Annotated in this window: 8 protein-coding genes; 3 read left to right on the forward strand and 5 right to left on the reverse strand. The window is 72.3% G+C overall.

Going from position 1 to position 12,688, the window contains the following annotated elements:
- Positions 1-49: 49 nt before the first annotated feature.
- The 4 genes from AB0I77_RS25775 to AB0I77_RS25790 form a co-directional block, all read right to left on the reverse strand.
- Positions 50-391: a hypothetical protein gene (locus AB0I77_RS25775; RefSeq protein ID WP_363285042.1), complete on the reverse strand. Its 342-nt coding sequence runs from the start codon at positions 389-391 to the stop codon at positions 50-52.
- Between the two features lie 67 nt (positions 392-458).
- Positions 459-1,823: an FAD-dependent oxidoreductase gene (locus AB0I77_RS25780; RefSeq protein ID WP_363285043.1), complete on the reverse strand. Its 1,365-nt coding sequence runs from the start codon at positions 1,821-1,823 to the stop codon at positions 459-461.
- A 100-nt stretch (positions 1,824-1,923) separates the two neighbouring features.
- Entirely contained in the window at positions 1,924-4,686 is a 2,763-nt protein-coding gene (locus AB0I77_RS25785; RefSeq protein WP_363285044.1) for a SpoIIE family protein phosphatase, read from the reverse strand.
- 97 nt (positions 4,687-4,783) lie between these two features.
- The gene (locus tag AB0I77_RS25790) at positions 4,784-7,312 is read right to left on the reverse strand and encodes a SpoIIE family protein phosphatase (RefSeq protein WP_363285045.1); all 2,529 of its coding nucleotides are present in this window, start codon (positions 7,310-7,312) and stop codon (positions 4,784-4,786) included.
- 192 nt (positions 7,313-7,504) lie between these two features.
- Between AB0I77_RS25790 and AB0I77_RS25795 the strand changes: the two genes are divergently transcribed.
- The 3 genes from AB0I77_RS25795 (at position 7,505) to AB0I77_RS25805 (ending at position 10,075) form a co-directional block, all read left to right on the forward strand.
- Positions 7,505-8,044: an isochorismatase family cysteine hydrolase gene (locus tag AB0I77_RS25795; protein WP_363285046.1), complete on the forward strand. Its 540-nt coding sequence runs from the start codon at positions 7,505-7,507 to the stop codon at positions 8,042-8,044.
- Between the two features lie 272 nt (positions 8,045-8,316).
- Positions 8,317-9,744 carry an alkaline phosphatase family protein gene (locus AB0I77_RS25800; protein ID WP_363285047.1) on the forward strand — a complete coding sequence of 476 codons (1,428 nt, stop codon included), beginning with the start codon at positions 8,317-8,319 and terminating at the stop codon, positions 9,742-9,744.
- A gap of 124 nt (positions 9,745-9,868) precedes the next feature.
- Positions 9,869-10,075 (forward strand): hypothetical protein, encoded by a 207-nt coding sequence (locus AB0I77_RS25805; protein WP_363285048.1) that lies wholly within the window; start codon positions 9,869-9,871, stop codon positions 10,073-10,075.
- A 64-nt stretch (positions 10,076-10,139) separates the two neighbouring features.
- Here the strand turns inward: AB0I77_RS25805 and AB0I77_RS25810 are convergent, their stop codons facing one another.
- Positions 10,140-12,569 (reverse strand): GH92 family glycosyl hydrolase, encoded by a 2,430-nt coding sequence (locus AB0I77_RS25810; RefSeq protein WP_363285049.1) that lies wholly within the window; start codon positions 12,567-12,569, stop codon positions 10,140-10,142.
- Between the last annotated feature and the right edge of the window lie 119 nt (positions 12,570-12,688).

Below are 12,688 nucleotides of genomic sequence, written 5' to 3' on the forward strand. Positions count from 1 at the left end.
GCTGTGACGCCCCGCCGGCGTCCCTGCCCTTCGGTTCGCCCGGGCTTGTCTACCCGGCCTGCTGCGTGGTGATGGGCGCCTCCGTCGACTTGCTGCCCCTCGCGTTCGACTCGGGCTGGGCGCCGGCCACCTGCTGTGCCGCACCCGGCGCACGTACCGGAGCACCGCCTGCGGGGCGATGGCCCTGGCCGTACTCGGCCTGCTGATCCTCGCGGTGCGCCTCGCCGCGTTGCATCCGTGGCTCGGCGCCTCCGTCCTCGCCGTGGTCCTCGGCGGCACCCTCGGCCAGGCGGCCGTATCGGCGCCCCGTGTCAGCGAGCGGCGAGGTCGCGACCGCCCGCCCAGGCCGGCGCCGCGACCAGCCCCCGCACGAGACGACCCGGGACGGCACGCCGTCGGCCGGAGCGGTCGCACAGGACCGCTCCGGCCGACGGGACCGTTCGAGCCGTTCTAGTTCCTTACGCGCCGCTCTCCTTGAGCATGTCCTCACGCTCGACGAGCTTCACGCGCTCGCGGCCCTGCGGCTCGCCCAGCGCCTTCTCGGCGGCGTCCAGCTTGTACCAGCCCTCCCAGGTGGTGAAGCGGACTTCGCGCTCGGCGAGGAACGCGTCCACCGCCTCGGGAGCGGGCGAAGCCGGGGTGTGCAGGCGGCCGTTCGCGTGGTCGGCCAGCAGGTTGGACACCGTCTCGTTGGCGTCGCCCTTGGTGTGCCCGATCAGGCCCACGGGGCCGCGCCGGATCCAGCCGGTGACGTACGTCGACTGGAGGTGCTCGCCGCTCTCCTGGATGACCCGGCCGCCCTCGTCCGGAACCGTGCCCGAGTCGAGGTCCCAGGGCAGCTTGGGCAGTTTGTCGGACAGGTAGCCGACCGCGCGGTAGATCGCGGTGACGTCCCAGTCCTTGAACTCGCCGGTGCCCTTGACGTTGCCGGTGCCGTCCAGCGCCGTGCGCTCGGTGCGCAGGCCGGCCACCTTGCCGTCCTCGCCGAGGATCTCGGACGGCGACTCGAAGAAGTGCAGGAACAGTTTGTGCGGCCGGTCGCCGACATCGCGGATGGCCCAGTTCTCCAGGGTCTTGGCGACCATGTCGGCCTGCTTGTTGCCGCGCCGGGTCTCGATCGAGCCGGCGTCGTAGTCGATGTCCTCGGGGTCGACGATGACCTCGATGTTGGGGGAGTGGTCCAGCTCCCTGAGCTCCATCGGGCTGAACTTGGCCTGCGCCGGACCGCGGCGCCCGAACACGTGGACCTCGAGCGCCTTGTTGGCCTTGAGTCCGTCGTGGACGTTCGGCGGGATCTCCGTCGGCAGCAGCTCCTCCGCCGTCTTGGCCAGGATGCGCGCCACGTCGAGCGCGACGTTCCCGACGCCGAGCACGGCGACCTTCTCGGCCTGCAGCGGCCAGGTGCGGGGCACGTCCGGGTGGCCGTCGTACCACGAGACGAAGTCCGCCGCTCCGTACGAGCCGTCGAGGTCGGCACCGGGAATGGACAGCTCGCGGTCGGCCGTCGCGCCCGTGGAGAAGATCACGGCGTCGTAGAACGCCCGCAGGTCGTCCAGGCTGATGTCGGTCGGGTAGTCGACGTTGCCGAAGAGCCGGATCTGCGGCTTGTCGAGGACCTGGTGGAGGGCCTTGACGATGCCCTTGATGCGGGGATGGTCGGGGGCCACGCCGTAACGGATCAGCCCGAACGGGGCCGGCATCCGCTCGAAGAGGTCGATGGACACGCCGGGTTCGGCGGCCACCTCGGACTTGAGCAGGGCGTCGGCGGCGTAGATTCCGGCGGGGCCGGCTCCGACGATGGCTACCCGCAGGGGGCGGGGCATGGTCAGGTTCCCTTCGAGCGGTGATAGATCGACTCGGTGGGAAGCCTAAACTAAGGCAAGCCTAACTTGGTACGCGGGTCCGGTCTATGAGGTCATAACCTCACTTTATGAGTGGCCCGGCGTCCCGCGGCAGGGACTGTTCGGCCCAGATGACCTTGCCCTCGGGCGTGTAGCGGGTGCCCCAGCGCTCGGAGAGCTGCGCGACGAGGAACAGTCCGCGTCCGCCCTCGTCCGTCATGGCCGCGTACCGCAGGTGGGGTGAGGTGTTGCTGCTGTCGAAGACCTCGCAGATCAGGGTGCGGTCGTACAGCACACGGACCTGAATGGGCTCCCCGCCGTAGCGGATCGCGTTGGTGACGAGTTCGCTCAGCACCAGCTCCGTCGTGAACGTCAGCTCGTCCAGGCCCCACTGGGCCAGCCGACGGCTGACCGAGGCGCGTACCTCGGCGACGGCCGCCGGGTCGGACGGCACCTGCCACTCGGCGATCCGGTCGGCGGCCAGGGCCCGGGTGCGCGCCACGATGAGGGCGATGTCGTCGCTCGGCCGGGCCGGAAGGCGGGCGTCGACGACGGCCTGGCAGGTCTCCTCGGGCGATCGGCCGGCCTGTTCCAGCGCGGTGCGCAGCAGTTCGAGGCCCACGTCGATGTCGTGCTCGCGGTCCTCGACGAGGCCGTCCGTGTAGAGGACGAGCCGGCTGCCCTCGGCCAGTTCGAGGTCCACCGTCTCGAACGGCAGGCCCCCGAGCCCCAGCGGGGGACCGGCCGGCACGTCCGGGAACTCCACGGTGCCGTCGGGACGGATCAGGGCCGGCGGCGGGTGGCCGGCCCGGGCGATGGTGCAGAGCCGGGAGACCGGATCGTAGACGGCGTACAGGCAGGTCGCGCCGGTGACCGGGGCGCTCGATCCCTCCTCGGTCTCGTCCTGGTCGATGCGCCCGACCAACTCGTCGAGCAGCGAGAGCAGTTCGTCGGGCGGCAGATCCAGGGAGGAGAAGTTGTGCACCGCCGTACGCAGCCGGCCCATCGTGGCCGCCGCGTACAGCCCGTGGCCGACGACGTCGCCCACCACGAGCGCGACGCGCGCGCCGGACAGCGGCAGGACGTCGAACCAGTCGCCGCCCACGCCCGCCTGCGCGGGCAGATACCGGTAGGCGATCTCCAGGGCGTCCTGCTCGGGCAGGCTGCGCGGCAGCAGACTGCGCTGGAGCGTCACCGCCATGCTGTGCTCGCGCGTGTAGCGGCGCGCGTTGTCGATGGAGACCGCGGCCCGGGCGACCAGTTCCTCGGCGAGCTCCACCTCGTCGGAGTCGAAGGGTTCGGGCTTCTGGGACCGCCAGAAGCTGACCACGCCCAGCACCAGGGTGCCCGCCCGCAGCGGCACGGTGATCAGCGAGTGGATGCCGTACTCCACCACCTGGGCGGAACGCTCCAGGTCCTGTGCCCGCCAGCCCTGGGCCTCGCTCAGGCGCGGCTCGATGACGGCCTGCCCGGTGCCGAGACTGCGCGCCTGCGGAGCGGAGTCGACGAGCCGGATCTGCTCGCCCACCGCGTACAGCGGCGCGTCCTTGCGGATCCCGCTCGCCGCCGCGCGGCGCAGCGCTTTCCCCGCTTCCGGCTGCCCGCCGCTCAGTACGGCGCTGTACAGGTCCACCGAGACGAAGTCCGCGAACCGGGGCACGGCCAGCTCCGCCAACTCCTCGGCGGTACGGGTGACATCCAGACTCGTACCGATGCCCACCCCGGCGGCGTACAGCATGTTGAGGCGCTCGCGGGCCGCTTCGGCCCGGCCGGAGAGGGCGCGCAGCTCCGTGGAGTCGCGCAGGGTGGCGACGCTGCCGGGCGGGCCGCCCTGGCTGTCGGTGGACCGCTGGTTGATGGCCAGCAGCCGGTCCTTGACCAGGTGCACCTCGTCCGTGGCGATCCGCCCGGAGGCCAGCAGACCGGCCGTGTCGGGGGTGAGGCCGAGGTCGCGCACATGCCGTCCCTCGGCGTCGTCGGGCAGCTCGAGCAGGCGGTGCGCCTCGTCGTTGGCGAGCAGCAGCGTGCCTTCGCCGCCGACGATGAGGACTCCCTCGCGTACGGCGTGCAGCACCGCGTCGTGATGCTCGTACATGCGGGTCATCTCGTGCGGGCCCAGGCCGTGCGTCTGACGCAGCAACCGGCGGCTCACCAGCGCGGTGCCCGCCGTGGCGAGGGCGAGGCCCGCCGCGGCGGCTGTCAGCACCAGCGGCATCTGCTGGTTCGCGGCCCCGCCCACGCTCTCGGTCGTGATCCCCGCCGACACCAGGCCCACGACCTTGCCGTCGGCGGCCCTGACGGGCACCACGGCCTGCACCAGCGGGCCGATGGTCCCGTCGATCTCCTCCGTCACGGTGCGGCCGGCCAGCGCCGGGGCGATGGTCCCGACGAACTTCTTGCCGATGCGGTCCGGCCTGGGATGGCTGTAGCGGACCCCGTCGGTGTTCATGACGACGATGAAGTCCACCTCGGTCGCCTTGCGGGCCGCCTCGGCCCGCGGCTGAAGCACCGCCGACGGATCGGGACCGCGCAACGCCTCCACGGTGCCCGGTGCGTTGGCGAACGCCTCGGCGACGGCGACCGAACGGTTGCGGGCCTCCTTCGTGCTGTCGTGCCGTACCTGGAGCACCAGGGCCACCACCGCGGCCACGACCAGCAGCAGCACGATCACCACTTGCAGGACGAACACCTGACCGGCGACGCTGCGCCCGCTCAGCGCGGACCGCAGGTGCGACGTTCCTGTGTCGCGCTGCGGTGAGGGAGAGGGACCGGTTGTCTGTGAAGGACGGGGACCGCTGGGACGACGGTTCGGCCGGGCCCCGGATCGACCCAAGAGTCGCACCATGCGCCCATGTCTACACTGCCGGGCCGCGCGAGGCGAGAGGGCATCTCGTGGGGTGACAGGCCGCACTCCCGTCCGGACTGTCGGACGGCGGCGTCTGTCACCGCTCCGTACGGCGGGTGGCGAGCAGGAGCGCGATGTCGTCGGGGCGGTCGACGGTGTGCCGGGCCGTGGCGGTGAGCCGGTCGGCCACGCCCGCCAGCGAGCGGCCTCCCGGACGGGCGGCGGGAGCGCCGGCCCTGGACAGGGCGACGCGCAGCGCGGTGATGCCGTCGTCGATGTCGCCGCCGGGCCGCTCGACCAGCCCGTCGGTGTACAGCGCCAGGATGTCGCCGGGGTGCATCCGCAGCTCCGTCACCGGATAACGGGCGCGCGGGTCCACCCCCAGCACCACGCCGCCGGGCAGATCCAGCGCGTGCGTGCGGCCGTCGGGCCGGCGCAGCAGCGGCGGGAGGTGCCCGGCCCGGGCCACCCGGGCCAGCCCGGTGGCGGGGTCGAGGCGCAGGTAGCAGCAGCTCGTGAACAGCCCGGGATCCAGGTCGATGAGCAGATGGTTGGTGCCGCTCATGACCTCGTCCGGCGGCCGGTCGCCCAGCGCGAACGCCCGTACCACACTGCGCAGTTGGCCCATGGTCGCCGCCGCCTGCACCCCGTGCCCCTGGACGTCGCCGATGACCAGGGCCAGACCGTCCCCGGCCTCGACGACGTCGTACCAGTCCCCGCCCACCTCCATGCCCTGGGTGCCGGGCAGGTAGCGTCCGACGGTCTCCACCCGCGGGTGCGCGGACAGGCGCCGGGGGAGCAGGGCCTGCTGGAGCCCGCGGGCGAGCGCGGCCTCGTTCTCGTAGCGCTGCGCCTTCTCCAGGGCGTGGGCGATGAGCCCGGCGAGCGCGGTGAGCACCGTACGTTCCTCGGTGTCGAAGCTGCGCGAGCGGTCGAAGCCGAGGATGCAGGAGCCGACCGGCCGGCCGGAGGCGATCAGGGGCAGGAAGGCGCGGGCGCCCTCCGTCGCGTCCAGCGCGATGTCGGGGTAGGCCGCGGCCAGTTGCCGCATCGAGTCGAAGAACAGCGGGCGGCCCGTCGTGAGGGTCTCGACGCCGGGCAGGTGCGCGTCCAGGCCCACGCCCTCGAACGGGGCGAGGAACCCCGAAGGGAAGCCGGCCTCCCAGGCCAGGTACAGGTGCCGGTCCTGGAGCAGGTAGATGGCGAGCCGGCCGCCGCCGAACGCGGGCAGCAGCTCGCGCATCACCACGGCGGACACCTGGCGGGCGGTGACCGCCTCCGTCAGCGCGATGGCGAGGACGATGGGGCGGTACGCGGGCGCCGGCGCGGCGGCGACACCGGACGCGGCCGTGCCGACCTCGGGGGCGAGGTCGGCCGGGGCGGTGTCCGGAACGCGGCTTGCCGGGCGGATCGTGCAGGTCAGCTTGTCGGGGCCGGGGTGGACGGACAGGGACAGCCAGTCGCCCTCGGAGGGCCGCGGCGCGGCCTCGGGATCGGGCGCGGGCGGCCGCCGCACGTGGAAGTGCACCGGCTCCGGCGACAGCAGGGCGCCGCGCAGATGGTCCTCGACGTCGGGCCCGCAGATCCACGGCACCGCCTCCCACAGGGCGCTCCCCAGCAGCTCGGGCCGGGACCGGCGCAGCAGCTGGGCGGCGGGCGGATTCGCGTAGACGACCAGCCCCGCCCGGTCCAGACAGAACACCCCGTCCGGAAGCTGGTCGGCGGCAGCGTCGGCCACCGCGCCCGGGCCCGGATCGAGGACGATGCCCTTCACCGGCCCCGTATCGGGCCGTACCCCTGAAGGGGCGGCGTCGTGGTACGTGCTCCACAGGTCCATCAGCCGCAGCGCGCCGTCCGCGGCACGCAGGTACAGCGGCAGAGGCGGCGGCCGGCCGGCGGCCGTCCCGCGCAGCGCGGCCAGAACGCGGTGCGCGTCGGAGGGGGACACGGCCTGCGCGAAGGCCTCGCAGGTTCCGGGAAATCCGGCAGGCGGCGCGCCCAGCAGGGCGTGCAGACCCTCGTCCAGGGTCACCGCGGCCGTGGCCGGATCCCAGGCGAACCGCCCCATGCGCTCCACCCGCGAACGCGCGGCCGACGGCCGCACGCACACGGGGTCGCCCTCCCAGACGACGGACTCGTCACCTCCCCCCTCCAGGCTCCGCAGGGCGGCCCCCAGATCCTGGGCCAGCGCGGCCATGCGCTCGCGGGCGGTCAGCACCTCGGCCGCGTCCGCGACGGAGGGGCGCAGGACGGTGAGGACGCCGAAGCGGTCCGGGCCCGCCACGACCGGCACGTAGAGGGAGCCGAACTGGAACGGCAGACCGGCCGCGAACTGGGGGTAGCGGCGCATCGTCTCCGTGGCGTTCGGCAGCACCACCTGGACGCCCAGCCGATGGGCGTCCGCGGCGGGGAACGGACTGTCCACATGCAGCCGCCACCAGGGGCGGAACAGGGGGCCCGGCAGTCCGGCGAGCACGGCCAGCCGCAGCAGTCCGGGCGGGCGGGAGCGCAGATATACCCCTCCCGCCAGGCCGCCGGCCGCGTTGACCGCCTCCGTCGAGGAGTCGATCAGCAGGTCCGTCAGCCGTCCGGGCGTCGGATGTGGCGCTTCGGCGCTCCCAGTCATCGGCCCTACCTGTCCGTGCGCCGTCACACGGGCGACTACACAGCCAGAATGCGCCCCCCGGCCCCCGGAGCGCATCCGGGCGGACCCGGGTGACAGGTTCCGGCTCCCACCGGGTGCCCCGTTTGCGCGGGGCGCCGAGGAGCAGGGCGATCGAGGCGCGGCCCGGGCCGATCCGTGGGCACCCGGGGGAGCATGGGCAACGCCGCGCTGATCGTCATCGACATGATCAACACCTACGACCACGACGACGCCGAACTGCTTCTGGAGTCGGTGCGGACCGTGGTACCCGTGGTGGCCGGCCTCCTCGACCGCGCGCGCCGCTATGGTGTGCCCGTCATCTACGTCAACGACAACTTCGGCGAGTGGCGCTCGCACCACGGCGAACTCCTCACCAAGGCCCTGGACGGCCCGTACGGGCACCTCGTCGAGCCGCTGCGCCCCGACGACACCTCCCTGTTCGTGGTCAAGGCCCGCCACTCGATCTTCTTCGAGACACCGCTCAACTACCTGCTCGGCCAGCAGGGCATCGACCGGCTCGTGCTGTGCGGCCAGGTCACCGAGCAGTGCGTGCTGTACTCGGCCCTCGACGCGCACATCCGCCACCTGCGGGTGATCGTTCCGCGTGACGCCGTCGCCCACATCCACGCCGACCTGGCCGACGCCGCGCTGTGCATGATGGAACGCAACATGGACGCGCGGGTGTGCGACAGCGGCGATCTGTGGGCCGGCTGACGGGCCGGCTGCCCGTGGTCCCGAAGGGCCGCATGCGCGCCCGCCCTGATAGGTGCATCCGGCACCATTTCCTACGCTGAGGCAACGGCCGGGCGACGCCGCGATGGCGCAGGTCATGGCTTCGCCAAGTCCATGCGGCTCCTTGGCCGCATGTTCACCAACTCCCCTGATGTGCTCGTCGACCCGGGCGGAGAATGATCAGCGGCCGGTGTCCCGGTACGGGAACCGCCACCTCTCCCCCCTCATCGCATACTGCTCAACAAGGAACAAACATGGCTGAGTTGACCCGCCGCAGACTCCTGGGCTCGGCCGCGGGCACGCTGGGCGGCGCCGCGGCGCTCTCGCTCCTTCCGCCGAGCGTCCAGCAGGCCGTCGCCGCCGAGCCGCCGAAGAACGGCTCGCTGCGCGACATCGAACACGTCGTCATGCTGATGCAGGAGAACCGGTCGTTCGACCACTACTTCGGCACCCTGTCGGGCGTCCGCGGCTTCGCCGACCCGAACGCGCTGCGGCTCGACACCGGGCGCTCGGTCTTCTACCAGCCCGACGCCGAGAACCCGACGGGATACCTGCTGCCCTTCCACCTCGACACCCACACCTCGAGCGCGCAGGCGATACCGTCCACGAGCCACGCCTGGTCGGTGCAGCACGAGGCCTTCAACGGCGGCAGGATGGACCAGTGGCTGCCGGCCCACCGCAAGGCCGACGGCGTCAACGGCCCCTACGTCATGGGCTACTACACCCGCGAGGACATCCCGTTCCAGTTCGCGCTGGCCGAGACCTTCACGATCTGCGACAACTACTTCAGCTCGGTCTTGGGCCCCACCTGGCCCAACCGTCTGATGTGGATGACCGCGAGCATCGACCCCGACGGTACCCACGGCGGACCGATCACCGGCAACGTCGCGCGGACGCCGTACCGCTGGACGACGTACGCCGAACGCCTGCAGGCCGCCGGGATCAGCTGGAAGGTGTACCAGCAGGACGACGACTACGGCTGCAACATGCTGGAGCGGTTCCAGACGTTCAAGGACGCGCAGCCGGGCTCCGACCTGTACGAGCGGGGCGTGCGACCGCAGCCGGAAGGCACGTTCGAGGACGACGCCCGCAATGACCGCCTCCCGGCGGTGTCGTGGATCATACCGACGAGCTATCAGTCGGAGCACCCCCACTACCTGCCCGCGGCCGGCGCCGACTTCGTCGCCTCCAAGATCGAGGCCATCGCCGCCAACCCGAAGGTGTGGCGCAAGACCGCGTTCATCCTCAGCTACGACGAGAACGACGGCCTGTTCGACCACGTGGTCCCGCCGACCCCGCCCGCGGGCACGCCCGGCGAGTTCAACAAGGGGCTGCCGATCGGCGGAGGCTTCCGGGTCCCCGCCGTCATCGTCTCGCCCTGGACCGTGGGCGGCTGGGTCGCCTCCGAGGCCTTCGACCACACCTCGGCGCTCCAGTTCCTGGAGAGCTTCACCGGTGTGGCGGAGCCCAACATCACCGACTGGCGGCGGTCCACCTTCGGCGACCTCACCTCGGCCTTCCGCTTCTCCGGCGCCAGTCCGCGTCCGCCCCGGCTCCCCGAGGACACCGCCGGGCAGCTGGAGAAGGCGAAGGAGGAGGTGGCGACGCTCCCCAAGCCCACCCTGCCGGGCGCCGACCAGCGGTTCCCGCACCAGGAGCACGGGCGCCGCCCGCACGTGTAGGAAGCATCGCGCAAGGCGGACTGGGCCGCTGGGACGTCGGCTTCACCCGGATGGCGCTCCCGCTGAGATGTGCGGCCGAACATGGGGTCTCCTGGAGGGGCAGCCGTCGAAGGAGGAGTCCCCCATGTACGAAATGTGCGTAGGTCCGGAGACCGAGACGGGTGCGCTGGTCTGGCACGTGATGGAACGGCATCAGTCCAGCAGCCTGTGTGGCGTCGACATATCCGGCGACGCGCGAGCCGCCGGGACCGAGACCGACCGTCACTGTCTGCCCTGCATGGCACGGTTCCAGGAGTACCTGGACACCGGGAGCGGTGTGCAGTCGCGGTGACCCGCGTTCCCAGTTCCGGGCGGGTGGTCCCGCGGCAGCCGCGGGACCACCCGCCCGGTGCGGGCTACTTCGGCAGACCGGCCGGGTCGCTCGCCCAGCGGGTGTTCGGCTGCTGCGCCAGGCGGAAGGTGAGCGTGCCGCCCAGGAGAGTCAGGCGCGGGCCCGTCCAGGAGGCGTCGTGGGCGCGTCCGTCCAGCCGCACCGCGTCGACGTACAGATGCGTGGCGTCGGCGGCCGGCGCCTTGATCGTGATGTCGCTCGCGCCCGCCCGGTCCAGGACGGCCTTGGTGAACACCGGCGCGCCCAGCAGGAGGTTCGCGCTGCCCGGCGTCTGCGGGTACAGGCCGAGGGCGGCGAAGACGTACCAGGCGGACATGGTGCCCAGGTCGTCGTTGCCCGGCAGGCCCGAAGGGCCGGTGCCGTAGACCGTGTCCAGGATCTGCCGGACCGTCTCCTGTGTCTTCCACGGCCGGCCCAGGGCGTTGTAGAGCCACGGGGCGTGGATACCGGGCTCGTTGGTGGCGTCGTAGCGCAGCGGGTCACCGCCGCGCAGCGACCAGGAGCCGTCGGGCCGGTGGAAGAACCCGTCCAGACGGGACGCCGCCACGTCCCGCCCTCCCATGGCCTCGGCGAGTCCCCGCACGTCCTGCGGCACCATCCAGGTGTAGGTGGCGCTGGTGCCCTGGGCGAAGCCGACGTCGGTGCTCGGGGTGAAGGGGGTCCGCCAGGAGCCGTCGAGGTCGCGGGCCTGGATGTAGCCGCCGTCCGTCGTCGCGTCGGGGTTGAAGACGTTGCGCCACGAGGTGGCCCGTTCCCCGAACGCCCTGGCCTGCGCGTCCCGGCCCAGCAGGCGCGCCCAGTCGGCGAGCGCGGAGTCGGCGACGGCGTCCTCCAGTGTCTCCGCCGCCCCGCCCCAGCAGTGGCACACGTCCTGGGCCGCGTAGTGGGAGTCCAGGTACTGGGCCAGATTGGGGCGTTGGCCCACGCACTGGCCGGGGCAGCCGGCGTCCGACAGCCCGTCCGGATGGGGCACGGTCGCCTGGCGCACCAGGGAGTCGAAGGCGCCCTCGTAGTCGAAGTCGCGCACGCCCATGGCGTAGAAGGTGGCCAGGGTCGCCGCCGACGGGTCGCCGGTCATGACGTGGGTCGCGCCGCTGATGTGCACCCAGCGGTCCCAGACCCCGCCGTTCTGCCGCGCGAAGTTGTACAGGGACTGCGCGAAGTCACCCGCGACCTTGGGTTTCAGCAGGGCGAGCAGCTGGATCTGGGCCCGGTACTGGTCCCAGCCGGAGAAGTTGCTGTACTGCGCGCCCTGCCGGGACGTCACGCGGTGGACGGCCTGGTCCATGCCCCGGTAGCGGCCGTCCGTGTCGCTGATCAGGTTGGGCTGCATGAAGGAGTGATAGAGCGCCGTGTAGAAGGCCGTACGGCGGGCCTCGGTGCTCCCCTCGACGCGGACCGTGCCCAGCTCGCGGTCCCAGGCCCGGGCACCCGCCTCGGCGACCTGGGCCACGCCGGCCTGCGGCGGGATCTCCTCGCGCAGGTTGGTCTCGGCCCCGGCGAGACTGACGTAGGAGATGCCGATCCGCATGCGGACATCGTTGTCGGCGCTCGGGTCGAAGCCGACCCAGCCGCCGGAGCCGCGCCCCGCGCGGTCCGCTCCGGTCGCGTATCCCTCGCCGCCGGACGCGGACGTCGCTCCGGGGGAGAGGGTGCCGTCCTTCCAGGTGCCGACGGAGGAGAAGGCGCGGTCGAAGGACGCGCTGAAGTACAGCTTGTAGTAGCTCTTGCGGTTGTTGACGCCGCCGTTGGCCCGCCGGCCGCAGAAGGCGCCGGTGTGCACCCAGCCGGTCACCTTGCGCCGGTCGGCGTCGATGTCGATGTGCGCGTTCTCGCTGCCGTTGAGGGAGTTGGAGACGCGGAAGAGCAGATTCGCCGGCCGGTCGCCCGGGAAGCTGAAGTCGGCGACGCCCGCGCGCTTGCTGACGGCCAGGTCCGCGGCGGCGCCGGAGGCGAGGCCGAGGGTGTAGCGGCCGGGCGTGGCCTTCTCGTCGGCGTGCGAGAAGTCCGCCGCGTAGACGGCGTCCTTGGTGTCCGCCGAGGGCGATGAGGTGACGTCACCGACGAACGGCATGATCGGTACGTCGCCTGCGGCTCCGGGGTTGCAGCCGGCGCCGTTGACGTGCGTCAGGCTCAGGCCCCGGATGCGGGTGGTGTCGTACTGGTATCCGTTGGCCGCTCCCGTGCTGGTCTGATCGCCGGTCGTGCTGGTGGGGGACCAGGCGATCATGCCGAACGGCAGGGTGGCGCCGGGATAGGTGTTGCCGCCGTTCGCCGAGCCGAGCAACGGGTCCACGAACGTGGAGGGCCGGGGTGCCGCGTCGCTGGTCGCGACGGCCGGGGCCGGGGTGCCGATGGCGAGGGCCGTGGCGAGGATCGCGGCTGCTGAGCGTGCCGTGACACCTCTCGAGGCGCGTATGCGGTGCAGGCGCATGTGCGGAGATCACCCTTCGTCGACGGTGGTTCGGGGCGGCCGGGGCGCCGGATCCGCGCTCGGCGCCCTTCGGGCCGGACGCAAGGGTAGGAAGCCGCCTTGTGCGCTTCGCGAGGCGT

The sequence above is a fragment of the Streptomyces sp. NPDC050619 genome (assembly GCF_040654815.1).
Taxonomy (GTDB): domain Bacteria; phylum Actinomycetota; class Actinomycetes; order Streptomycetales; family Streptomycetaceae; genus Streptomyces.

Bases quoted from the DNA above. Each gene is read 5' to 3' on its own strand.
- AB0I77_RS25795 (WP_363285046.1), top strand. From the start codon at position 7,505: ATGGGCAACGCCGCGCTGATCGTCATCGACATGATCAACACCTACGAC.
- AB0I77_RS25810 (WP_363285049.1), bottom strand. From the start codon at position 12,569: ATGCGCCTGCACCGCATACGCGCCTCGAGAGGTGTCACGGCACGCTCA.
- AB0I77_RS25780 (WP_363285043.1), bottom strand. From the start codon at position 1,823: ATGCCCCGCCCCCTGCGGGTAGCCATCGTCGGAGCCGGCCCCGCCGGA.
- AB0I77_RS25785 (WP_363285044.1), bottom strand. From the start codon at position 4,686: ATGGTGCGACTCTTGGGTCGATCCGGGGCCCGGCCGAACCGTCGTCCC.
- AB0I77_RS25790 (WP_363285045.1), bottom strand. From the start codon at position 7,312: ATGACTGGGAGCGCCGAAGCGCCACATCCGACGCCCGGACGGCTGACG.
- AB0I77_RS25805 (WP_363285048.1), top strand. From the start codon at position 9,869: ATGTACGAAATGTGCGTAGGTCCGGAGACCGAGACGGGTGCGCTGGTC.
- AB0I77_RS25800 (WP_363285047.1), top strand. From the start codon at position 8,317: ATGGCTGAGTTGACCCGCCGCAGACTCCTGGGCTCGGCCGCGGGCACG.